Source organism: Ferruginibacter sp. HRS2-29, assembly GCF_024343615.1.
In the GTDB taxonomy this organism is placed as follows: domain Bacteria; phylum Bacteroidota; class Bacteroidia; order Chitinophagales; family Chitinophagaceae; genus Ferruginibacter.
The window spans coordinates 96,312-120,672 of the sequence record NZ_RJUB01000159.1; the positions used below are offsets into that span (position 1 = coordinate 96,312).

The 24,361-nt window shown below is 44.3% G+C and carries 22 protein-coding genes; 13 read left to right on the forward strand and 9 right to left on the reverse strand.

Translation table 11 applies throughout. The features are described from left to right. Positions 1 to 12 precede the first annotated feature (12 nt). The 3 genes from EGI32_RS19745 (at position 13) to EGI32_RS19755 (ending at position 2,047) form a co-directional block, all read left to right on the forward strand. Entirely contained in the window at positions 13 to 537 is a 525-nt protein-coding gene (locus tag EGI32_RS19745) for a 3-hydroxyanthranilate 3,4-dioxygenase (protein ID WP_255157388.1), read from the forward strand. A gap of 99 nt (positions 538 to 636) precedes the next feature. Then, complete coding sequence (locus EGI32_RS19750) at positions 637 to 900, forward strand: four helix bundle protein (protein WP_255157389.1); 264 nt, start codon at positions 637 to 639, stop codon at positions 898 to 900. A gap of 163 nt (positions 901 to 1,063) precedes the next feature. Continuing rightward, positions 1,064 to 2,047, forward strand: a complete 984-nt coding sequence (locus EGI32_RS19755) for an amidohydrolase family protein (RefSeq protein ID WP_255157390.1) — start codon at positions 1,064 to 1,066, stop codon at positions 2,045 to 2,047. Between the two features lie 92 nt (positions 2,048 to 2,139). Here EGI32_RS19755 and EGI32_RS19760 read toward each other — a convergent pair whose 3' ends face one another. Then, positions 2,140 to 2,976, reverse strand: coding sequence for a glycerophosphodiester phosphodiesterase family protein (locus EGI32_RS19760; protein ID WP_255157391.1), 837 nt, complete (start codon positions 2,974 to 2,976; stop codon positions 2,140 to 2,142). Positions 2,977 to 3,291: 315 nt separating this feature from the next. Next, positions 3,292 to 4,386 (reverse strand): Mrp/NBP35 family ATP-binding protein, encoded by a 1,095-nt coding sequence (locus EGI32_RS19765; RefSeq protein ID WP_255157392.1) that lies wholly within the window; start codon positions 4,384 to 4,386, stop codon positions 3,292 to 3,294. A gap of 214 nt (positions 4,387 to 4,600) precedes the next feature. On the opposite strand from EGI32_RS19765, the gene EGI32_RS19770 reads away from it, so the two are divergent. From EGI32_RS19770 to EGI32_RS19780, 3 genes are all read left to right on the forward strand, one after another. Then, on the forward strand, positions 4,601 to 5,239 hold the full coding sequence (locus EGI32_RS19770) for a carboxypeptidase-like regulatory domain-containing protein (protein ID WP_255157393.1): 639 nt from the start codon (positions 4,601 to 4,603) through the stop codon (positions 5,237 to 5,239). 192 nt (positions 5,240 to 5,431) lie between these two features. Continuing rightward, positions 5,432 to 5,941 (forward strand): shikimate kinase, encoded by a 510-nt coding sequence (locus EGI32_RS19775; protein ID WP_255157394.1) that lies wholly within the window; start codon positions 5,432 to 5,434, stop codon positions 5,939 to 5,941. Between the two features lie 2 nt (positions 5,942 to 5,943). After that, positions 5,944 to 6,333: a DUF423 domain-containing protein gene (locus EGI32_RS19780; protein WP_255157395.1), complete on the forward strand. Its 390-nt coding sequence runs from the start codon at positions 5,944 to 5,946 to the stop codon at positions 6,331 to 6,333. Here the strand turns inward: EGI32_RS19780 and EGI32_RS19785 are convergent. Beyond that, positions 6,301 to 8,217, reverse strand: a complete 1,917-nt coding sequence (locus EGI32_RS19785) for a 7TM diverse intracellular signaling domain-containing protein (RefSeq protein WP_255157396.1) — start codon at positions 8,215 to 8,217, stop codon at positions 6,301 to 6,303. The genes EGI32_RS19780 and EGI32_RS19785 overlap by 33 nt on opposite strands. A gap of 207 nt (positions 8,218 to 8,424) precedes the next feature. Between EGI32_RS19785 and EGI32_RS19790 the strand changes: the two genes are divergently transcribed. The 4 genes from EGI32_RS19790 to EGI32_RS19805 all read left to right on the forward strand — a co-directional run bounded on the left by EGI32_RS19790 (position 8,425) and on the right by EGI32_RS19805 (position 13,841). Then, a complete protein-coding gene (locus tag EGI32_RS19790; protein ID WP_255157397.1) occupies positions 8,425 to 10,968 on the forward strand; it encodes a DNA translocase FtsK in 2,544 nt (847 codons plus the stop codon). Positions 10,969 to 11,189: 221 nt separating this feature from the next. Further along, complete coding sequence (gene pth, locus EGI32_RS19795; protein WP_255157398.1) at positions 11,190 to 11,768, forward strand: aminoacyl-tRNA hydrolase; 579 nt, start codon at positions 11,190 to 11,192, stop codon at positions 11,766 to 11,768. 79 nt (positions 11,769 to 11,847) lie between these two features. Next, entirely contained in the window at positions 11,848 to 12,459 is a 612-nt protein-coding gene (locus EGI32_RS19800; RefSeq protein ID WP_255157399.1) for a fumarylacetoacetate hydrolase family protein, read from the forward strand. 275 nt (positions 12,460 to 12,734) lie between these two features. Continuing rightward, a complete protein-coding gene (locus EGI32_RS19805; RefSeq protein WP_255157400.1) occupies positions 12,735 to 13,841 on the forward strand; it encodes a DUF2911 domain-containing protein in 1,107 nt (368 codons plus the stop codon). Positions 13,842 to 14,060: 219 nt separating this feature from the next. Here EGI32_RS19805 and EGI32_RS19810 read toward each other — a convergent pair whose 3' ends face one another. Next, complete coding sequence (locus EGI32_RS19810) at positions 14,061 to 14,441, reverse strand: SRPBCC domain-containing protein (RefSeq protein WP_255157401.1); 381 nt, start codon at positions 14,439 to 14,441, stop codon at positions 14,061 to 14,063. A gap of 173 nt (positions 14,442 to 14,614) precedes the next feature. On the opposite strand from EGI32_RS19810, the gene EGI32_RS19815 reads away from it, so the two are divergent. Then, complete coding sequence (locus tag EGI32_RS19815; RefSeq protein WP_255157402.1) at positions 14,615 to 15,298, forward strand: hypothetical protein; 684 nt, start codon at positions 14,615 to 14,617, stop codon at positions 15,296 to 15,298. Positions 15,299 to 15,400: 102 nt separating this feature from the next. Here the strand turns inward: EGI32_RS19815 and EGI32_RS19820 are convergent, their stop codons facing one another. From EGI32_RS19820 to EGI32_RS19830, 3 genes are all read right to left on the reverse strand, one after another. Then, the gene (locus tag EGI32_RS19820) at positions 15,401 to 16,210 is read right to left on the reverse strand and encodes an alpha/beta hydrolase family protein (protein WP_255157403.1); all 810 of its coding nucleotides are present in this window, start codon (positions 16,208 to 16,210) and stop codon (positions 15,401 to 15,403) included. A gap of 203 nt (positions 16,211 to 16,413) precedes the next feature. Further along, the gene (locus tag EGI32_RS19825) at positions 16,414 to 18,762 is read right to left on the reverse strand and encodes a M1 family metallopeptidase (RefSeq protein WP_255157404.1); all 2,349 of its coding nucleotides are present in this window, start codon (positions 18,760 to 18,762) and stop codon (positions 16,414 to 16,416) included. Positions 18,763 to 18,807: 45 nt separating this feature from the next. Beyond that, on the reverse strand, positions 18,808 to 19,440 hold the full coding sequence (locus tag EGI32_RS19830; RefSeq protein WP_255157405.1) for a HupE/UreJ family protein: 633 nt from the start codon (positions 19,438 to 19,440) through the stop codon (positions 18,808 to 18,810). 32 nt (positions 19,441 to 19,472) lie between these two features. Here EGI32_RS19830 and EGI32_RS19835 point away from each other — a divergent pair, with 32 nt between their 5' ends. Continuing rightward, positions 19,473 to 19,979: a DUF6702 family protein gene (locus EGI32_RS19835; RefSeq protein WP_255157406.1), complete on the forward strand. Its 507-nt coding sequence runs from the start codon at positions 19,473 to 19,475 to the stop codon at positions 19,977 to 19,979. 178 nt (positions 19,980 to 20,157) lie between these two features. Here EGI32_RS19835 and EGI32_RS19840 read toward each other — a convergent pair whose 3' ends face one another. Continuing rightward, complete coding sequence (locus EGI32_RS19840; protein WP_255157407.1) at positions 20,158 to 21,456, reverse strand: hemolysin family protein; 1,299 nt, start codon at positions 21,454 to 21,456, stop codon at positions 20,158 to 20,160. Positions 21,457 to 21,465: 9 nt separating this feature from the next. Next, on the reverse strand, positions 21,466 to 22,029 hold the full coding sequence (locus EGI32_RS19845; RefSeq protein ID WP_255157408.1) for a phosphatase PAP2 family protein: 564 nt from the start codon (positions 22,027 to 22,029) through the stop codon (positions 21,466 to 21,468). 227 nt (positions 22,030 to 22,256) lie between these two features. Here EGI32_RS19845 and EGI32_RS19850 point away from each other — a divergent pair, with 227 nt between their 5' ends. Beyond that, complete coding sequence (locus EGI32_RS19850; RefSeq protein WP_255157409.1) at positions 22,257 to 24,230, forward strand: LTA synthase family protein; 1,974 nt, start codon at positions 22,257 to 22,259, stop codon at positions 24,228 to 24,230. Positions 24,231 to 24,361: the final 131 nt, after the last annotated feature.

Consider the following 24,361-nt stretch of genomic DNA (forward strand, 5'->3'; position numbering starts at 1 on the left):
AAATCTATTGTTATGCCAGTTATCGCTCCTTTCAACCTCAAAAAGTGGATAGATGAACATCGTGACCTGCTGAAACCCCCGGTGGGCAATCAATGTATTTATAAAGAAGCGGAAAACTTCATCGTGATGGTAGTAGGAGGGCCAAATGCCCGTAAGGATTATCATTACAATGAAAGTGAGGAGTTGTATTACCAGGTGGAGGGCGATATCGTTTTGAAGATCATCGATGAGGGGGTGCCCAAAGATATTGCCATCAACGAAGGCGATCTTTTTTTGCTGCCGCCCAAAACGCCGCATAGCCCGCAGCGTGGAGCCGGTACGGTAGGGCTGGTGATAGAGAAAGTCCGCGAAAGCGAAGAGGATGGTTTTCTCTGGTACTGCGAAAACTGTGGCAATAAATTATACGAAGAACATCTGCATGTATCGGATATTGTAAAACAATTGCCGCCGGTGATGGAAGGGTTTTATAATGATGAAAATAAACGCACCTGCTCGAAGTGTGGGGCTGTGATGGCGCCGCCAGTGAGGCAGGGTTGAAGGTTGAAGGTTGAAGGTTGAAGGTTGAAGGTTGAAGGTTGAAAGTTGAAGGTTGAAAGTTGAAGGTTGAAAGAATGTTAGATTAGAAATGTTTTTAGAATGGCAACAGTTTCAAGATTTGAAGAATTGGAGATATGGCAACTTGCGAGGGAGCAGGCGAACGAATTGTATCTTGCTTACACAGAGGGTACTTTTTCGAAAGATTATGAATTACGAAATCAAATCAGCAGGTCATCGGGATCGGTGATGGACAATATTGCCGAAGGGTTTGAACGATCAGGAAACAAGGAATTCATCAATTTTTTATTGATTTCAAAAGGATTCAATGGAGAAGTTCGTTCGCAGTTACATAGGGGCGAATGATAGAAATCATATCGATAAAAATACCTATGATGAGTTTTTGCTCAAATGTGAATTTTTGAGTAAAAAAATAACATCATTTATAAAATATTTAAGAGCTTCAGAGCAAAAAGGATTTCGATATTCTTAGGTTAACTTTCAACCATCAACTTTCAACATTGAACAAATGAAGATTGACATACATACTCACATCATGCCCGGCAAAATGCCCAATTGGGTGCAGAAATTCGGGTATGGGGAATTCATACACCTGGAGCACCGCAATTGCAAAGCCTGCATGATGAAGGGCGATAAACTATTTCGGGAGGTAGAAGAAAATTGTTTTGATGCCGTGCTGCGCAAAAAAGAAATGGAGGAAACATCGGTGGATGTGCAGGTGCTGTCAACCATCCCCGTGTTGTTCAATTATTGGGCGAAACCTGCTGATGGGGCGGAAACATCCCGTTTTTTCAATGATCACATCGCGGATACGGTGGCGAAGGACGATCAACGTTTCATCGGCATCGGTACAGTCCCTTTGCAGGATGTCGACCTGGCGATCAGGGAAATGGAACGATGTGTGCAGGAATTGAAAATGCCCGGCCTGGAAATAGGCAGCAACATCAACGGGTTGAATTTAAGCGATCCGTCTTTTTTCCCTTTTTACAAAAGAGCGGAAGAACTTGGCTGCTCGCTTTTTGTTCATCCCTGGGAAATGATGGGTGAGGGGCTGATGCAAAAATACTGGCTGCCCTGGCTGGTAGGCATGCCGGCTGAAACTTCGAGAGCGATCTGTTCGATGATCTTCGGCGGGGTGTTTGAAAAATTTCCCCGACTGAAAGTCGCTTTTGCACATGGCGGCGGCTCTTTCCCTTTGACCATCGGCAGGATCGAACATGGTTTCGATGTGCGCCCCGACCTGGTGGCCATCGATAATGCCATCAACCCGAGAGATTATATCGGCCAATTCTGGATCGACAGCCTGGTACACGACGAAAAAGCTTTTCGTTTCATCGTTGACGTTATGGGAGAAGATAAAATATGCCTCGGCAGCGATTACCCGTTTCCGCTAGGAGAGCATCATCCGGGGAAAATGATTGAGGAAATGAAGTTGGAAGCTTCATTGAGTGAGAAATTGCTCTATAAGAATGCGAAAGAGTGGCTGAAGTAATGGATAATTTAATAATGGATAATTGATAATGTTTTAGTAAGAAAATACTTATTACAAATTGAACGTGTAACAATCCGAAAGTAAATTATCCATTATCCATTAAAAAGGTTTGGATAATCCGAAATGATCCCATCCACTCCCCAGCTTTTCAATTCCATAATCTTTTGCTTCGTATTCACCGTCCATGGAATGATGCGGATCTTTTTTTCGTGGCTTTCGTTGACGAGATTTTGTGTTACTATTTCGTAGGCGGGGCTATAGATGGTAGGGGTGAAGCCAAGGTCATCGAGCTGTTTCCTGAAACTTCTTTTATCGGTAGCTTCCACCAGCATCGCGGTCTTGATATGCGGGTATTTTTTATGCAAATAAATAAGTGTCCTGAAATCGAATGATTGTATGATCACCCAATCTTCCATGTTTTTCTTTTTGATAACTTCCATCAGCAGGTCTACAAATTCTTCCGGGCCGGGATGAAAAACGCCGTCTGTTTCAGGCATTGTTTTCGTTTCGATATTGAAATATGGCCGGGGCCTTTTATTTATTTTGATATCTTCCGCTACTGCGTCAAAAACATCTGCCAGCAAGGGTTTTGTCGCCTTTGTTTTTTCCTGTTTTGGAAAACGGGGGTGAGGTTTCATACCTACGTCATATGTCGCGATGGAATCATACGGCATAGTATACATATTGTACTCATGTTCTTTCGCTTCCGCGATAGAACCGCCGCCGGGTAATGTAGTGATCTCGTGATTGAAAAAGGGTTCGTGCGAAAGGAACACTTTTTTATCCTTGCTGATGCTGGCATCCATTTCGAGTGTGGTAACGCCAAGGCTCAATGCTTTCAGCATGGCCGGGATCGTGTTTTCCGGCATCAGTCCGCGGCAGCCGCGATGGCCTTCCGCATCAAATGTATCGGGGAGATTGCTGGTCATTTTTTTTGTAGAATTACATGAAATGCCGATGAGAACGGAAAGGAAAAAAACTATTGAAATATTTTTCATACCTGGTAAAATACAAAAATGATACCTATTGAGATATTATCTTTTTATCACTCAGCTTCTATACTGTCATCCTTAATTCCCCATTGTCATCCTGAGCTTGTCGAAGGAGGATCTCGGTCACTAAACTATCCTTCGACAAGCTCAGGATGACAGCTTGGAAAAATCAAGCTCAGGATGACAGCTTGGAAAAATCAAGCTCAGGATGACAGCTTGCAAAAATCAAGCTCAGGATGACAGGCGTTTTTATTATACCAAAACTTCCTGTATCTCCGTAGGAGCGATGTTCGCATTGCGCATGGAGATGCTCCTTACTGAAGCCCCGGCAAATTCCATGAATGCTTTGCGGGTGATATCATCATCGGTCATCATGCTGGGAATGCCCATATCGCCGCCTTCGCGGATGGATTGTACCAATGGTATCTGCCCCAGGAAAGGAATGTCAAATTCTTCCGCCAGATTTTTTCCGCCATCTTTTCCGAAAATGTAATATTTGTTATCGGGCAATTCCGCAGGGGTGAAATAGCTCATATTTTCTACCAGTCCGATCACCGGAACTTTCAGCTGTGCCTGTCCGAACATAGCCACCCCTTTTTTTGCATCGGCGATGGCCACCAGTTGTGGAGTGGTTACCACGATCACTCCCGTAACGGGCACGGTCTGCACCATGGTAAGGTGAATATCGCCGGTGCCTGGCGGCATATCGATGATGAGGTAGTCGAGTTCGCCCCAGTCCACATCTCCTACAAACTGACGGATAGCGCTGCTCACCATGGGCCCGCGCCATACTACCGCCTGCTTTTCGTCGATCAGGAGGCCGATGCTCATCACTTTTATCCCGAATTTTTCGATCGGTACTATCAAACCTTTACCGCCATTGTCTTTCATCAACGGCCTTTCGCCACGGATGCCAAACATGATGTGCTGGCTCGGGCCATAGATATCGGCATCCATCAATCCCACTTTTGCACCGCCTTCGGCCAATGCCAGCGCAAGATTGGCGGAAACGGTACTTTTACCCACACCCCCTTTTCCACTCACCACCGCGATGATATTTTTTACGCCTGCCAGTAATGTTTTCGGATCCTGGCGGTTGCTGCTCGTATTGCTGGTGAAATTCACGGTCACTTCAGCATCCTTGTTCACCAGGAGCTTCACCGCATTGATCGATGCATTCTTCATCATATCCTTCATCGGGCAGGCCGGTGTGGTAAGCACGATGGTAAATGAAACTTTATTATCATTTATAACAAGGTCTTTTACCATGTTCAGGGTGACGATATCGCTCCCCAGGTCGGGTTCCTGCACATTGCTCAGCGCCTTCAGTATTGCTTCGTTGGTCATCGTTCAATTATTTGTTAAAAAACAGTTCTGCCCGCAAAATTAAACATTGAAGGCTTTACTTTGTTTATCAATTGCGAAATGTTGTTATTTTTGGGACAGGCATCAATTTTGTATCGTAAACCGTCATATATTGATCCCAATTAGTGCATAAGTATTGAACCCGTTAAACTCAAAACAGTAAGCTGCCAACTGATGCCGGCTTTGATAAACCGATATGAAGAAATTTTTACGATACATTATCATACTTTCTTTTTTTACCCCTGTAGCAGCCAAGGCGCAATTTGAAAGTTTCAAAGATTCCGTTGTACAACTATATGGTGTGGTGATGACTTCCGACAGTCTGGTGGGCATTCCTTCGGTGAGTGTGATGGTGAAAGGCCAGAACCGGGGTACGATCACCAACGATAAAGGTGTGTTCAGCATCGTGGTTTTGAAAGGGGATAAGGTGCAGTTTTCGAGCGTGGGTTACAAACCGATAGAGGTAAACATCCCCGGAAACCTCGAAGGCAACCAGCATAGCCTGATACAACTGATGACGACCGATACGGTCTTTCTTCCCGCAACGATCATCAAACCGCGGCCTACCAAGGCACAATTTGAGCGGGATTTTTTAAATACCAAAGTTCCGGATGACGAGATCACGATTGCAAGAAATAATACGAATGCCGCCACAAGACGTATGCTGATGGCTACTTTGCCTTCGGATGGCCGGGAGGCTTCCAATCAATATTTGCGACAGAATGCCACTAAATTATCTTATGCAGGACAGGTGGCACCGATGAATATTTTTAATCCTTTTGCGTGGAATGAATTTATTAAAGCGTGGAAGAGGGGGGATTTTAAGAAGAAGTGATTTGATTACACGAATTTTAGCGAATTACACGAATTACACGAATTTTCCCGCCGGTGGCGGGAATTTTTGTTGGTTAGATCACGAATTGGATGCAGGAGCTGAACATTTCGCTTCAATTAAAAACTTCGAAAGTTTCACCATTGACCATTCACTATTGACCATTGACTATTCACTATTCACTATTTTTGCTGAATGCGTATTTATCTTCTCGGTTTCATGGGTTCGGGCAAATCTCATTGGGGAAAAATTTGGGCGAAGGTGCACCAGCTGGAATTCATCGATCTTGACAAAGAGATCGAGCATGCCTGCGGACTTCTCATCCCGGATATCTTTGAAAAAAAAGGCGAAGATTTTTTTCGCGATATGGAAGCCAGGATGTTGCGGGCAACTGCCGCGAATGATGACTGCATCATTTCATGCGGCGGCGGAGCGCCGTGTTTTGCGGGTAATATGGAATGGATGAATGCCAACGGGCATACCATTTTCCTGGAAGCGCCGCCGGTTTATCTTTTTGAAAATATAAAAAAAGAAACAGGCACAAGGCCGCTCATCAACCATATGAATGAGGCGGAACTGCTTTTTTTTATTGAGCAAAAGCTGAAAGAACGCATGCCGTTTTACAGGCAGGCAAAAACAACCGCTCCCGCAAAAGAATTGACAGAAGAAAGTTTTGAAAAGATCATTCAGCAAATAACCAGTTAATCATGCATAAAGGATTTTTGAAGACGGCAGCTTTGCTCGGGGCACTCTCGGTAATATTGGGCGCATTTGCGGCACACGGATTAAAAGACATGGTGAGCGAACGATCGGTGGCTACGTTTGAAACCGCCGTACGGTACCAGTTTTACCACACATTTGCGCTGTTCATTGCTGCGATCGTTTACAGGGATAACCGCTCAAGGCTGGTGGTATGGGCAGGATATCTTTTCATTGCCGGCATTGTTTTATTCAGCGGCTCCTTGTATGGATTGGCTGTGGTGCAGGGTATGGTGATACCGGGATATAAATGGCTGGGGCCTGTTACTCCCATTGGTGGTGTGGCTTTCATAACAGGATGGGTATTATTGTTCCTTTCCTTTTGGCGCAGCAAATAATCCTTTTATTTCGCGGTGCAGCCTGATCACCGTACCATTGTCGTTCTCAATTTCCATGCGGATGTTCACATCGTCCATACGCTTTTTCATGTTCTTCAGGCCGTTGCCAAAGGAACGGATATTATCAAGGTCAATGCCTTTTCCATTATCATGAATGGTAAGTGAAAAACCATTCTCCTGCTGCAGCATGATGATGTCCACTTTGGTGGCTTGCGCATGCTTCACGATGTTATGCAAGGCTTCTTTTACAACGAGAAACAGGTTCCTTCTCATTTTTCCCAATACTTCTATTTCCGGCAAACCTGCCGGGATCATTACATTGGCGATGATATTAGCGTCTTCCAGATATTCCAGTGCATAACTGCGGATGTAGGCGATCATATTGCCAAGACTGTCGTTGCTGCTGCTCATACTCCAGATGATGGCATTCATTTTATCTACCAGCTCGCTGGCAGAGTCGGATATCTTTTCAATTTCGGGGATCACGTTATCCCCGAGTTTGGTTTTTGCCAACTCGCTGTAAAGCCTGATGGTAGTCATACCTGCGCCAAGATCGTCGTGCATGTCGGCACTGATGCGGTTGCGTTCTTCCTGTTGTGCATTCAAGACCGCCAGCTGGGTTTCAAATCCTTTTTTCTCCACTTCCAGTTTCATCGCCTCCTGCTCTTTGATCTTAAGGATGAGCTCACTTTTGTTTTTGTACGTGAGACCAAGCAGGAAGAAAAATACCGCCATCACCACACCCAGTTCAAAATAGAAGATGGGTGAAGTGAAGATGCTGTCGCCGATGTAATTTTTAAGTATGAGGAACAATGAAACGATGTAAAAGAATATCTGCACTGCCGTACCGATGGCAAGATAATTCATCAGCACGTTTCTTTTTACCAACGCGATCACCACAAAAATAAGCGCCGCCGCCAGTATGATGATCTTCATCAGGTTTTCGAGCATGCTTTGCAGCACGAAGTTGTCGGTAAAGAAGTGAAGGATGCTGTAAAGTCCCATCAGGCACGCCAGCAGCCACTCTTCGGCCACCAGGAATTTGTCGAGCTTTGGGTGAACGGTACTTGTGTTCAGGAATTTTCGCGTAAACCCGAGATAACACATGGTGCCGATGATAAGCAGGAATAGGTCGAAGTAACCGATGAAAAAAACTTTCAGCCAGCCCGAATCCCTGGAGAGGTATGCGGTAAAAAAGATGAGCACGAACATGCATATGGAATACAGGCAATTGAAGAGGAATTCGATCTTCTTATTGAGCAGGTAATTCACCAGGGTAAAAAGGATCATCATGCACAAAGCACCGCTGAGGATGATGCCGACGACTTTTTTATCGATCATCACCCGCTCTGTTTCCACTTTAAAGTATGGATAAAAATCAGGTGTGATGACCCGTGATTCTATATTGTTGCCGCTGCTGCGGCAGAATTCCCCTTTTACAACAAAAGTCGCTTTTTCAGCCGGGGCAGTAGTTACATACACATAACCGTTTTGCCGCTGGTGATAAGCCACTTCCTGCAGGCCTTTACCCGGTTCGTATTTATATAAAGTGAGTCTGCTGTAAAGGCCGCCGGGGCAATAATAAAAAGACGTTTCCTGGCGGGAATTATTCACTACGCTGAACCGAAGGTATACGGGCCGGGTAACAAGCCGCGAAGGCACAGGGAGCCGTCTTTTTCCTTTAGGGAACGGGCGGAAAGGTTCCTGCATCAAATGGCTGATGGGTATGTTGCGGCTGCTGTCGAAGAAAAAAGCGGTGTATTCTTCAATCGATTTTACATTCTCAATATGTGTGATGTTGATGTAAGCACTGTCGGGCACGGTTTGCGCGACAGCGTTAAAGGAAAGTAAAATAAGCAGGGCCAGGAAAATATTTTTTTTCAAAAGAGCCAGTTTGCTGCCAAACCTACATAAATTCGTTGAATTCTCATATTATAAATTCCAGCCGTTTGTCTGTCAGGCTGAGCTTGTCGAAGGCGGATTTACGTTGTTGAATGACAAGGCTTCGACAAGCTCAGCCTGACAGTACTTTTAAAACGTACAATCTTTTGAATACTGCGGCGGGAGAAGTTTTAATTATCTTTGTTACCAATGGCGACTAAAATCAAATCGATCAAGGCTAATACAAAAGCTGCCGAAACCCTTCAGAAGGATAAAGAGGAGACAGTAGAAGTAAAAGCGCTGCTGAAAGACGAGCGTACCCACAAGATATTCGGGAGCATCTGCATATTGCTGGCGCTGCTTTTTTTCATAGCATTCACTTCTTATTTATTTACCTGGGATGAAGACCAGGATAAGGTTTTCAAGGATGGGTACAAGCTTTTGCTGGGTACCGATACCAAAGTGGCCAACCTTATGGGCACTTTCGGCGCCTATATTTCCCATTTCTTCATTTATAAAGGATTTGGCGTAGCATCCTACCTGATCTGCAGCTTTTTCTTTGTGACCGGCGTAAATCTTTTTTTCGGAAGAAAGATATTTTCCATCGCAAAAAATATCAAATACCTCATCATCGGATTGCCGCTGGTGAGTATCACCGCATCTGTTTTCCTCAGTCAGCAGGAGTTTGCCTGGGGCGGCGCCGTTGGCGATATGTGCAATTTTTATCTTACACGTACTATCGGTACCATTGGTACCATTGGCGTGATCAGTGTGGCGTTCCTGGCCTATGTGATCTGGCGCTTCAACCCGTCATTCAACCTGCCTGCAAAAAAAGAAACGGTAACTACTGCAGAAATACCGGTAGCAGAGCCTGAGCCGGAAGAGGAAACAAAAGGAGAGGAAGATGATGTTGCCGAAGAAACTGCCAAAGCGAATGCCCTCAAAGGCAATGCAGCCATACTGAACATTCCCGATCAATCGCCGAAATTCAACCACGAGCTGGAAATAGTGGAGAAAGAATTGCCAAAGGAAAAGCCTGTCGCCAAGCCTGTTCCTCAGCCTGAACCAATAAAAGAGAGTATTGTTGAGCCAGAACCTGAACCAGTGGTGTTACCTGTAAAACCGGTTGCTAAAGTGCCGGTTGCGGATACATTGCTTGAGCTGGAAATAAAAACGGTGGAAGATGTAAAAGCCGAAGATGAGCCGGTAGTGCTTACGGCGGCGGAAAAAGTGTTGCAAAGCAAGCCTTACGACCCCATCCTCGATCTGAAGGATTATAAATATCCTACCACCGCGTTGCTCGAAAATCATGGCAGTGAAAAGATCGTACAGGATCCCGCTGAGCTGGAAGAAAACAAGAACAGGATCATCAGCACGCTGAAGAACTACGATATTGAGATACAGAAAATTTCGGCTACGGTGGGCCCTACGGTTACCCTGTACGAGATCATTCCGGCGGCGGGTGTACGCATTTCCCGTATCAAAAACCTGGAAGATGATATCGCGTTGAGCCTTGCTGCGCTTGGTATCCGTATCATTGCGCCGATTCCCGGAAAAGGGACCATCGGTATTGAAGTGCCTAATACGAAGAAGACGATCGTAAGCATGAAGACCTTGCTGGAGTCTGAAAAATTCAAGACAAATAGTTTCTCATTACCTATAGCGATCGGTAAAAAGATCAATAACGAAAACTTCATCGTGGACCTGGCAAGCATGCCGCATCTGCTGATGGCGGGTGCTACGGGGCAGGGTAAATCTGTTGGATTGAATGCGATACTGGTGTCATTGCTGTACAGCAAACATCCGTCGCAGCTTAAGTTTGTACTGGTGGATCCTAAGAAGGTGGAATTAAGCATTTACAAAACAATTGAGAAACATTTCCTGGCCAAGCTGCCGGGCGACGATACGGATGACGCGATCATTACCGATACCAAAAAAGTGGTGCATACCCTGAATGCCTTGTGTATCGAGATGGATAACCGTTACGACCTGCTGAAAGAAGCGGGTTGCCGAAACATCAAAGAATACAATGAAAAATTTGCGGCACGCAAGCTTAATCCCGAAAAAGGGCACCAGTTCCTGCCGTTCATCGTCCTGGTGGTGGATGAGTTTGCCGATCTGATCATGACGGCCGGCAAAGAAGTGGAAATGCCGATAGCACGTCTTGCGCAGCTGGCAAGGGCGATCGGTATTCACCTGATCATTGCTACGCAAAGGCCTTCGGTGAATATCATTACCGGTACCATTAAAGCGAACTTCCCGGCACGTATCGCTTTTAAAGTGAGCAGCAAGATCGATAGCCGCACTATTCTGGATACGGGGGGCGCAGAGCAGTTGATCGGTAAAGGGGATATGCTGATCAGTTATAATGGTGAGCTGGTACGTCTGCAATGTGCTTTTGTGGATACCCCTGAAGTGGATAAGATCGTTGATTTCATTGGCGAACAGCGTGGTTACCCGCAGGCATTCCTGTTGCCGGAATATGTGGATGAAAAAGAAATGGAAGGCAGGGATTTCGATGTAAATGATAAAGATTCTTTATTCGAGGAAGCCGCCAGGTTGATCGTAAGCAGCCAGAGTGGTAGTACTTCATTGATACAACGCCGTATGAAACTGGGGTACAACCGGGCAGGCCGCATCATGGATCAGCTGGAAGCAGCAGGTATTGTAGGGGCAGGGCAGGGCAGCAAACCGAGGGATGTACTCATCAAAACGGATATGGACCTTCAGCAGTTGCTGAGCGAACTAATTTAAATTTAGGGGTTTAGAAGTTTAGGAATTTAGCGGCCTGAGGCCTGTTTAGAAGGTTTAGCACTTAAACTATTATCTAATAAAACTCTTGTAGATTTACTTGATAAAATAATAAACCGATTTTGCTTCAACAATAGAATTTACTCCAGGCTAACGAACTATCAAAACTAACAACCATCTAAACTTTCTAAACAGGCCTCAGGTCGCTAAACTTCTAAACCTCTATGAAATTTCTCATTGTCGGTCTTGGCAACATTGGTAATGAATACGGCGGTACCCGTCATAATATAGGTTTTGATGTGGTGCATGCATTTGTGTCCAAACACGGCGGTGAGTTCAGGGTAGACCGGCTGGCGTATGTGGCCGACGTTAAATGGAAAGGCCGGCAGTTTGTCTGTATTTGCCCTACCACATTCATGAACCTGAGTGGTAAAGCATTCCGCTATTGGCTGGATAAAGAAAAAATAGCCCTCGAAAATTCACTCACCATCGTAGACGATCTTGCTCTTCCATTGGATAAACTGCGTTTACGGGCTGCGGGAAGTCCGGCGGGGCACAATGGCCTGAAGGATATCCAGGCGGTGATGGGCACCGATGCCTATCCTAAATTACGCTTTGGTATCGGTAACGTGTACCCGAAAGGCATGCAGGCAGATTTTGTATTGGGTAAGTGGAAAAATGATGAAATCCCGCTGGTGCAGCTGAAAATCGAGAAATGTGTAGAGGTAATTGAAAGTTTTGCTACGATTGGTATCGATAAAACGATGTCATTTGTCAACAGCCTGAATTTTAATGTCAATTAATAATATAATGTACTTGTTTTTATAATGTGTTTTTGTATTTTCGCTGTCCGTAACCCCGGAATAATAAACCAGAATTACCATGAAGATTATATGTATTGGAAGAAATTATGTTGAGCATGCGAAGGAACTAGGTAATAATATTCCCGAGGAGCCCGTTATTTTTATGAAGCCTAAAAGTGCGCTTTTACAGGTACACACCCCTTTTTATTACCCGGAATTTACCAATGAGCTTCATTACGAGGTGGAATTAGTACTGAGGGTGAGCAAGAATGGCAAATATGTGCAGGAAAAACATGCTTCCAACTATGTAAATGGTATTACAGTAGGGATAGATTTTACAGCACGCGATATACAGGAAGAATGCAAAAAGAACGGCCTGCCATGGGAAAAAGCGAAAGCATTTGATAATTCAGCCGCGGTAGGCAAATTCATCGATATCACCCCTGACCTGCAAAAAGGAAATATCAATTTCTCCCTGTTGAAAAACAAGGAAGTCGTTCAAAAAGGCAATTCCGGCGATATGATCTTTAATTTCGACAAGATCATCTCCAATATTTCCAATTATTTCTCGCTCAATATCGGCGATCTCATCTTTACAGGTACCCCTGCAGGTGTGGGCGAGTGCGTGGTAGGCGATGAACTGGAAGCATTGATGGAAAGCCAGAGTTTGCTGAGTGTGGAGGTGAAATAACGTAACCCGATAAAATATAGTAGTCCCTTTTCAGCCTGAAGAGGGATTTTTTGTGTCAATAGTGAATAGTGAATAGTGAATAGTCAAATCTTTGAAGGTTCTATGCTTACTTTGTAGCTACAATCATAGGATCCTGATTGAATGAAATTGCCCTGGATTATAAACTTCGAAGATTTGACTATTCACTATTCACTATTGACTTCCCCGCCGCTTGTCATTTTCCCATTGCATTTCCTTTTCCCAACCTCTACATTTATCCCACTAAACTTACTATTATGAAAAAACTGTCCCTTGTTTTATTATTGGCCATTTCAGTCACGCTTTCTTTTGCCCAGGGCCTTACCATGCCGGCTGATGGGGGAAATAAAAAGGCTGTTGTGGGGGAGAGCATCGGCATCACCGATATCACCATACATTACAATCGGCCGGGGGTGAAAGGCCGTGAAGGCCGGATCTGGGGCGATCTTGTACCTTATGGGTTTACGGATCAGCAGTTCGGTACCAGCAAATTGGCCCCATGGCGTGCGGGTGCCAACGAAAATACCACCATCACTTTTGGTACCGATGTACTGGTAGAAGGCAAACCGATCGTCGCAGGAACTTATGGCTTGTTCATCGCAGTATCTGAAAATGATGCTACCATCATATTCAGCAAAAATTTTACTTCCTGGGGCTCATTTTTTTATGATGAAAAAGAAGACGTGTTGCGGGTGAATGTAAAACCGAAGAAGCTGAATGCTTCTGTGGAATGGCTTACCTATAGTTTTGTTCAGCAAAAAGAAAACGGTGTAGTGGTGTCGATGCAATGGGAAAAGCTGGAGATCCCTTTTACGGTTTCTGTGGATTATATCAAAACGCAACTGGAATCCATCCGCAAAGAATTACGCACGGATATTGGTTTCAGGTGGGACGCCTGGGTGGAAGCTGTTAACTTCTGCCTGGTGCATAATGTCAACCTGGAAGAGGCATTGCATTGGAGCGATTACGCGATCAATGCGGTATTTGTGGGGCAAAGAAATTTCAGGACACTTAATGCAAAAGCGGGCGTATTGCGCAAGCTCAACAGGACTGCCGAATCGGAAGCACTGATGAAAGAAGCGATGCCGTTGGCAAATATGCAGGAATTGCACAATTACGGGAAACAGCTGATCCGCGAAAAAAGAGCTGCCGAAGCATTGATTGCTTTCAAACTGAATGCACAAAAAAATCCGGGAGTCTTCACCACCAACATGGGATTGGCGAGAGGATATTCCGCTACCGGCGATTATAAAAATGCATTGAAGTATGCAAAGCTGGCGTTGCCGCAGGCGCCTGACAAACAGAATGTGGATGCGATCAATAATTACATCATCATGCTGGGAGAAGGAAAAGACATCAATTAATTACGAATTGATGATCGAAGCAAATTAGTAATCACAGATTTCAAAGGGATAAAAGGATTACACAGATTATTTTGCTGGCGCAAAATGAAAATGCAGTGTATAAAAAGTCGTAATTTTTTATACACTGCATTTCGGTTTTTACGAAGTAAAAATAATCTGTGCAATCCCCTTCCTCCTTTTTAATCCGTGATCCCTTCTTTGCTTAGATCGTTCCTATCGCTAATTCTCATAAAAATCTATCAGGCTATAAAAATAAACTTCATTCCATCCTTCCACAATATCATCATAATCTTCATCGGGAATATTGGTTTGTCTTAGCTCTACTGAAGTGCCTTGTTTGTGCTCATGCAGTTTGATCGTCACGATGGAAGTTTCTTCCTGGTCGCCGAAATACCATTGCTGCACAATTTTTTTACCGGGCTCAAATTCCAGGTTCTTTCCTTCGATACTTCCTTCCCAAAGAGAAAATTCACTGCCCGGCTCTGTGCTCATGATAGCGGGTTCGCCCGTCCACAGCTGTATGGTAGCGGGATTGGTGAGGGCGATGTATACTTCTTCGGGCGGGGCCGAAAGGATGTAATAGTTTTTGTAATCCTTCATTATATCTATGATGTAAGATGTATGATCTATGATGTGTTTTTGCAGTAGCAAGTTCGTTCAAATAAATGAAAACTTGCACTAGAAAAAAAAGATCATAGATCATACATCAGTAGATCATACATTTAACATTTTTGTCCTCAATTAAGCATTATTTTTGGCTCAACAATCTCACCATGAAAAATTTCAAAACAAAGCTATTCGTATTGGCTGCCATTCTCCAGGCCGGTGCATTTTTATCTGCCGATGCTCAATATAAATCTTTCAAAATCAGCGTAAAGGGCGATACCATCAATGTGGTCAATAAAGACGGCATCAAACAGGGTAAGTGGGTGATCTCCATGCCAGAACTCAGGGGAAATCCAGGGTATGATGAAGAAGGCATGTACAATAAAAAGGGCGAAAAAGAAGGGTTATGGCGTAAGTATACGGCCGAAGGCGATCTGCTGGCAGTGGAAAATTATTTGCATGATGGAAAGGATGGATTGCAGCAGTATTACACATTTGTGGGCAATCTCGAAAGGGAAGAAAGCTGGAGGGCTTACAATCCCGATGCGCCTTACGATACGATCGCTATCTATGGTACGGGCAGCAATGAGATCATTGATTATAAAATTGTAAAAGCTGAAACATACAGTGTGAAAAGCGGCGATTGGAGATACTACGATCCTGAAAGCGGCCAGTTGCTGCGTACAGAAAAATGGGAACGTAATGTGCTCGTGCTTCCGAATACGAATAAGCCGGTAGCTACAGCACCTACTGAAAAAAAGAAACCTGAAAAGACCGCGGAAATGCTGGAATGGGAACGGAAAAATAAAGGGAAAAAAGGGGCGATAAGGGATGGGCGAACGGGCCTTTAATTTTCACCGCCGAGAACATGAGTTAATAGAGTTTTCGCAGAGATCAGAGATTTATAAAATCCATGAACTCTGCGAAAACTCAACTCCCTTCTTTCTCTGCGGTTAATGGGTTTCAAAAAACTTCCTGAAGAACAACAAATGATAAGGCAAGGCGTTCGTCCAGTATTGCCAGTTGTGCTCCCCGGTACGTTCTACATAATCGTGTGGAATTTTCAATCTTTCCAGTTTTGCATGTAATGCCCGGTTTCCTTTGATGAAAATATCGCCGGTTCCGCAATCGATCAGCAGCGGCATTTTTTTATTTGAAAAAGTATCCGCGATATCGATCACCGAAAACCGGTGCCAGAAATTTGAATACGCGATCGTATCCCCCAATCTTTTGCCTGTCTCAAATTTGTTGTGTGTTTCATTCAGGTCAACAGCTCCGCTCATACTGGCTGCTGCGCCAAATACATCCTGGTGCCGCATGGCCAGCATCAAAGCTCCATGGCCGCCCATGCTGAGCCCGGTAATGGCGCGACGGTTTTTATCCTGCAGGGTGAAATAATTTTTATCGATGTACTCCACCAGCTCTTTTGAAATGAATGTTTCAAAACGGGTGGCGCTGTCTACGGGGCTATCTACATACCAGCTGCTGAAGCCGCCATCCGGACAAACGATGATGCATTTGTTTTCTGTCGCCTCGCTGATCAACGAAGGCATTTTTTTTATCCAGTTGTCGTAAGCGCCGCTGTATCCATGTAAAAGGTAAACTACCGGGTAGCGGGTTGGTTTCTCCTGCGGCAATGAGGGTTGTATCACCACACATTTCAAAGACCGGTGCATGCTGTTGCTGAAAATACTTATCGTATCTACCTGCGCTGAAGCGGAATAGAAGAGGAGGGAGAAAAGAAAGGTGGATAGTATGCGCATGAATTATATGTTTATCCAAATTTAGATAAATTAGACAAGAAAGGATCTCAGATTTCAAAAGGATAAGAGGATTCCCCTGATTGTTTTTACTTCGTAAAAACGAAAATGCAGTTTATAAAACTTGAATTTTTTTTATAAACTGCATTTTTATTTTGCGTCAGCAAAAAATCTGTGAAATCCTCTTATCCTTTTTAAATCTGCGATCACCTGATTTCTTTCTGCATCGGGTTTCCGCCGGTACTGGCTCCCCTTGATGCAGCGGTTCTTGCTTTGAATAACTGGAATTTTGAGGGTGTTCCTGCAACGTTCCAGCCGTTATTATTTTCATTGATGTCGGCAGTTTCCCTCATAGGATCGAGCCTGATGGCTGCTACTTCCTTATCCTTTATGAATGTTTTTACCACCTTATTTTCATTTTTTCTCCAGATCTGCGCTGCAATACGTTCTACTTCCCTGCTGCCATCTTTGTATGTCCACTCAATGATGATCGGCATCACAAGCCCGCCAAGGTTGCTGAAAGTGAGTTCATAGATATTCTTATTGCCCGCGATGTTTATTTTTTCCTGGGCGGTTAAATTGTCTGCACCTGCTGTAGTCCTTACAAATGGAGTGGTATCCACTTTCGCAAGTCCGCGATCGTATCTCCAGTAAAAATCACGCAGGCTGGTATCCGCATCTGTTGCAAATACTATGTTTTTATCTTCCCTGTTGCGAATCTTTGAAATGTCTTCAAATGTATTCTGAATAGGTTTGGCAACCGGAAATGGCGAATTTCTTGGAACTGCCACTCTATTGCCTTCGGCATCCAATGTGGCCCATTTTACAGAATCAAGTGAAATGTCGCAGGCATCGGTGCTGTAAAACCAGCCACGGAAAAACCAATCGAGATTTTCTGCGCTGGCATCACCCATGGTGCGGAAAAAATCGGCAGGTGTAGGGTGTTTGAATGCCCAGCGGCGTGCGTATTCCTTAAATGAATAATCGAACAATTCCCTGCCCATGATCGTTTCACGCATGATGTTGAGGCCGGTAGCGGGTTTGCTGTAAGCATTCGGGCCAAACTGTATGATGTTCTCGCTGTTGGTCATGATAGGCTCCAGCTGGTCTTTCGGCATCTTCATGTAATCGGTGATCTTGTAAGCCGGCCCACGGCCCACAGGAAATTTATTATCCCATAATTCTTCCGAGAGATATTCCACGAACGTATTCAATCCTTCATCCATCCACGACCATTGCCTTTCATCGCTGTTGATGATCATCGGGAAAAAGTTATGCCCCACTTCATGGATCACCACACCCAGCATTCCGTTCTTGGTAGCTTCACTGTAGGTACCGTCTTTTTCGGTACGGCCATAATTGAAACAGATCATCGGGTACTCCATACCGTTAGCCGCTTCCAGGCTTTGCGCCACAGGGTATGGATAAGGAATGGTAAATTTAGAATAGGTCTTTATAGTATGTGCTACCGCTTTTGTACTGTACTTACGGTAAAGGTTGTACGCTTCTTTTCCATAAGCGCTCATGCACATCACTTTTTTCCCTTCAATGTAAACCGGCATGGCATCCCATACAAACTTACGGCTGCTGCCCCATGCAAAATCACGCACCATATCGGCTTTGAATATCCATGTTTTCTTCTGGGTAGATTTCTGTTTTTCTCTTGCTTTCGCTTCTTCCAGTGTCACGATCTCTGTTACATCTTTTGCATTCTGCGCTTTCTGCCAACGGGCAAACTGCGCCGGGGTAAGCACCTGCTGGTAATTCTGTGCCTGACCGGTAGACATTACCACATGATCCGCAGGCACTGTCATGGCTACTTTGAAATTCCCGAAAGTGAGAGCGAATTCTCCCGTACCGGCAAACTGATGATTCTGCCATCCCTGGTAATCACTGTATACGCAAAGACGGGGATACCATTGGGTCATCGTAAACAGATCATTTCCGTCTTCGGCAAAATACTCGAAGCCGCCACGGCCGCCGTACTTTGTACGTTCGATAATATTGTAATTCCATTCTATCTTAAAAATAAATTGCTGCCCGGGCTTCAGTATTTGCGGAAGTTCCACACGCATCATCGTTTTGTTGATGGTATATTTCAAATCAGCGCCGGTAGCGTTGGTCACTTTGGTGATGTTATCTCCGTAAATATCTTTTTTACCATTATCAATATCCTGCACCGTCAAGTTGAGGTTGAGTGTGCTGCCGGATTGATAACCGGAATTATTCTTAAGACTGTGCTGGTTTTCGTCGAGCTGCAGCCACAGGTAACTGAGGTTGTCGGGAGAATTGTTGTAATAAGTGATGGTTTCCTTTCCCGTCAGTTTGCGGTTGGGTTCATCCAGCTCCGCTGTGATATCATAATCGCAGCGCTGTTGCCAATACTTTGGGCCCGGCGCCCCGCTTGCAGTACGGTATTCGTTGGGGGTAGGAAGAATGGTGCCGAGCTGCTCGAATTTGTTGCCGTGATTGCTCGTTGGATTATTCCTGATATCCTGTGCCTGGATGGCGCATAAAGGCAATACCAATGCCAGGAGTGACAATCTTATTTTCATGCTTGAACTGTTTATTGCTTAAAGATATCAAATAATCGTTGTTTTCTACAAAGGCCATCTTTTCCAGCACATATCCATAGCTATGCAGAATGCTATGCCGGACAATATGATCACCCACCACCTTCTCGACATACCTCCTTTTGTTACAAGAAGATAATTTATCAGCAAAATGATCGTCACTACCAGGATCTGACCTGCTTCCAGGCCCAGGTTAAAACTCAGCAATGGCGTTACGATAGATTGTTTTTTGGCCAGCATGAACCTGATCGTATTGGCAAACCCCATTCCATGTATCAGCCCAAAGAACAATGCTAAAAAATACTGTATTTGTAAACTGCTGTTGCTGAAATCTTTTTTCCGGATATTGATCAATGCGGTAAGCACGATGGTAAGCGGTATCAGAAATTCTATCCATTCGCTGTTGAAACGGATCACATCATAAGCGCTCAAAGCCAACGTCAACGAATGCCCGATGGTGAATGCGGTGACGAGTATCAACACCTGTTTCCAGTTGCTGACCATGTAAATGGCCGCCAACGCCATGATGAACATCAGGTGATCCAGGGCATTGATACTGATGATATGATCCCAGCCAATCTTGAAATAAAATATAAAATTATCCATGAATACCAGTAGCAACCCCGATTGCGTTATTTTTGGGCAGACAAATATATCCAAGTCTGTTTTTAATAACTAATTTCAATGCTTTGATGGCAGGTATTTTATATAAATGGTTTTTAATAGCGTCCATGCAATTGTTGCCTGTCGGAATATTACATCATCCGGTGTATATAAGTATAGCCGAAATTGAATACAATGCGAAAGAGAAACAACTGGAGATCAGCTGCAAATTATTTGCCGACGATTTTGAAAAAGCATTACGGACAGCTTACAATACTCATGTGGACCTGCTGGATAAAAATAATAAACCGGCCATGGATAAGCTGGTAAACGATTACATTCAAAAACGGTTTAAGGTATCTGTAAATGGAAAGGCAACTGCTTTGAAGTACATCGGTTTTGAGCCATTAGAAGAGGGGGTCTATTGTTATTTTGAAGGAGATAATATCGCGTCGGTAAAATCAATTGGCATTACCAGCACGATCTTATACGAATACAAGGAACAACAGATGGGATTGATTCATTGTACGGTGAATGGGGAAATGAAAAATTATAAATTGAATAACCCGGAAGCCACGGTGATATTTAATTTTTAATGAGATCAGGAAATCACGGATTATAAATTGATTAGGGGATTACACGGATGTTTTGCTATTCGCAAAATAAAAATGCAGTTTATAAAATAATTGAAATTTTTCTAAACTGCATTTATTTTTTACGGAGTAAAAAATAATCTGTGTAATCCCCTAATCAATTTATAATCCGTGATCTGAATTATTCTTCCAGCTGATCTTTCAACTCCTGCGATATCGTTACCAGTATCTTATCTATTCTCTGCCCATCCATATCGATGATCTCGAACGAAAAATCCTTCCATTCAAATTTTTCTCCGGTAGCCGGAATATGTTCCAGTTCATGTAATACAAATCCTGCAACGGTATCAAATTCGTGCTCGCCTTCATTCATCCAGTCGGCACGCTCGAAGTAAGAAAGGAAATCGTAAAAATGTATCTGGGCATCTACCAGGAAACTTCCGTCTTCGCGTTTTACGATCTCATATTCTTCCTGGCCGGTTTGCGGTACATCGCCAACAATGGCTTCCAGTATATCATTCAGCGTGATCATACCTTCCATGGTCCCGTATTCGTTTACGATAAAACAAGTATGGATTTTAGTCGACTTGATCTTTTCCAGCAACTGGTATGCTTTATTATTTTCCGGAACAAACAAAGCAGGTTTCAATAATTTATCCAGCTTGGTTTCCGGTGAAGCCTTCAGCAGGTCTTTCACATACACCAGCCCTTTAATGTTATCGATCGATTCTTCGCAAACAGGAAAAGTGCTGAATACGATATCGTCCAGTTTATTTTTTACATCCTGCACACTGTCGTTGATGTTGAGCCATACGATGTCGGTGCGGTGGGTCATCAATGAAGTGATGTTACGGTCGCCAAGATGAAAAACCCTTTCTATGATCTCTTTCTCATCTTCTTCAATGGAACCATGCTCGCTGCCTTCGGATATCATCTGTTTGATCTCTTCTTCTGTAACTGCACTGTCTGTTGCCTTCTTAATGTTGAATATTTTAAAAATAAGATTGGTCGCGTTGGACAAGAACCATACGAACGGCAGCATGATCATGGTCAGCAGGTTCATTGGGCCGGCCACCACACGGGCGATCTTTTCTGCACGAAGCAGACCGAATTTCTTCGGGATCAATTCGCCGAAAATGATGGAAAGAAATGTAACGATCACTACTACTACAGAAGTGGCAATGGTATCGGCGTATTTGGCGATGGGTTCGAATTTTTCGAAAAAGGGCATCAGTTCCTTGCCGAATTTTTCGCCGGAGTACACACCCGTCAGGATGGAGATCAGCGTAATGCCTATTTGTGCGGTGCTTAAAAATTTCTCGGGATTTTCAGCCAGGTCCAATGCAGCTTTCGCTTTGAGGTCGCCTTTATTCGCCATCCCTTCGAGCCTGCCTTTGCGGGCGCTCACCAGGGCGATCTCAGACATAACGAAAAGTGCATTCAGTAAAATAAGTCCCAATAAGATAAATACTTCAGTCATAATTTTAGCTTAAGCTAACGAATGGTTTTTATTGAAAAGGCGTGCCACGATATATCCTATCGCCATGCCGATCAGCGCTCCGCAAACGATATCGCCCGGGAAATGTACGCCTACATACACTTGTGCATATACAATAATAAACGCCCAAAGAAAGAACAATAATGACCATTTGCCAATAATATTCTTCAACGTACTGTAAAAAAACATGGCCATCCCGAAATGTGATGTGGCGTGCGATGAAGTGAAACTGGAGCTTTGAGGCTTATAACTTAACAGGAAACGCAGGCCATCAGCCATCGACGGATCATTGCAGGGGCGTAGCCGGAAAATGTTTTCCTTGATGAGTTTGCTGCTTACAAAATCGGCGAGAACAGGCACGCAGGCGGCAAAAACGATCCACCAGCCCACACTTTTTTTGCCGTTAATGATCACAAAGAGGAACAGGAAAAGGTATAATGGAATAGAAAAGTAAGAATTACGCACCAGGGGCAGCAGCCAGTCGAAAAAAGCATTGTGCCATTGCTGGTTGATGAGCCGGAAGAGATATTTATCCAGCGCTAGTAGATTTTGCATATTGATTTGCGACTAATGATCAAAAATAGGCATTTAGTACGAGAACGCTGATCACGGAGAACCGACGACTGACCACAGACCACCGACGACTGATGCTTCATTATATACGTGGCCCCTTGCGAAACCCTGAAAATTTATAAGATTTGCCGGAAATAACACCTGACGGTCGTCGGTCGTCGGTCGTCCGTCGTCGGTTCTCCTTAACTTCGTAGCTCAAAAAGATACACATGGCTTTTTATTCAAAAGTCCCGAGGCTCATCCGTTGGGTGATCTCCTACGTTTTATTGCTGATTGTACTGATGACCGCATACCGGTTCTTCTTTTTCTTTCATTACCGGCCGGAACACAGGCCTTTTACCGGGCAGACATTCCTGCTGGGCCTGCGGTATGACCTGCGGATCGTTTCCGTGCTGGCTGTGGTGATGCTCATCATTGGCAGCATTCCGGCGATGAACCCGTTTCACAGTAAACGGGCCAAAAAAGGCTGGTTGATTATACTGTCGATCGTATTCCTGGTGGTGCTGGTCTTTTATGGCAGCGATTTTTATCACTATGATTATTTAAAACAAAGGCTGAGCGCTTCGGTGCTTAATTTCCTGGTGGATGCGGGTATTTCCGGGGAAATGATGTGGCAGACATACCCGGTAATAAAGATCATATTGGCACTCATTGCCGCCATGGTATTGTTTGTGTGGTGGGCAAAACGCAATTTCAGCAGGCTGGAAAAGAAACCCGCAGTTGCCGGTAAAAAAAGATCGAAAACGATTATTTACATCGTCAGTTTCCTTTTACTTGGACTGGCGATCTTTGGAAAGTTAAGCCAGTACCCGCTTCGCTGGAGCGATGCCTTTGCGGTACGCGACGATTTTAAAGCGAATACTGCATTGAACCCTTTTCAGAGTTTTTTCAGCACCCTGAAATTTAAAAATGCTACCTACGATATCGCCAATGTAAAGAAGTATTACCCGCTGATGGCAGACTATCTGGGGGTTCAGCAAAAAGACAGTCTAACGTTGAACTATACCCGCAGTTTTACATTCCCGGATAGTTTGTCGCCCAAGCCCAATGTCATCATCGTCATCTGCGAAAGCTTCAGCGCTTATAAAAGCTCCATGTTTGGCAACAAACTGGATCCTACGCCGTTTTTCAATACTCTTTGCAACGAAGGCGCTTTCTTCGAACGTTGCTTCACGCCTGCGTTTGGCACTGCACGTGGCGTCTGGGCAACCATTACCGGCATACCGGATGTGCAGCGGGGAAGCACAGCCAGTCGCAACCCTTTGGCGGTAGACCAACATACGATCATCAATGATTTTACAGGATACGATAAGTTTTATTTCCTCGGCGGAAGCACTACCTGGGCCAATATCCGGGGATTGCTTACCAACAATATCGATAACCTGAAGATTTACGAGGAAGAAGATTTCAAAGCAAAAAAAGTGGATGTGTGGGGCATCAGTGATAAGAACCTTTTCCTGGAAGCGAGCAGCATTCTGGGCCAGCAGAAGAAACCTTTTATCAGCATCATTCAGACAGCCGACAATCACCGCCCATATACCATCCCTGCACAGGATCAGGCAGAGTTCAAAAAAGTGGAGTACCCGAAAGATACACTTACCAAATACGGATTTGATGACAACGACCAGCTGAACGCTTTTCGTTACACCGATTTTTGCTACCGCAAATTCATTGAAGCGGCTAAAAAAGAACCCTTCTTCGATAATACCATTTTCGTTTTTGTAGGCGATCACGGCCTTCGCGGCGATGCGGGCAATATGTTTCCACAGAGTTTTACCAAACAGGGAATCCTGGCAGAACATGTGCCATTGTTGTTTTATGCGCCAAAGCTGATACAGCCAAAACGTGTCACCGATGTAGCGTCCCAACTGGATATTCTTCCGAGTGTAGCCACTATCGCAAAACAATCCTATACCAATTCGGCATTCGGAAGAAACCTGTTCGATACCGTTCCCGGAGTGCATTACGCCTTTATCGCCGATCCGGATATCATGAACATGGGGCTTGTAAGTAACGATTACTACTACACTAAAAACCTCAAGACCGGTATTACCGAATTTGTGTCGGTGCGCAACAATTTGCCTGTGAATGATGACAGTGCCAGGAAGCACATGGCACAACTTACCGAAGCGTGGTACCTGACGGCACAATACCAGCTGCTGAACAACAAAAAGAAAAAATAAACTTCGCTGTCAGCCTGAGCTTGTCGAAGGTGGTCTCATGATCACCTTCGACAAGCTCAGGCTGACAGTAAGATCGCTTGAGGCTTTCAGAAAGTGAATAATAAAAATCATACTTTTAAAACCGCTATAAG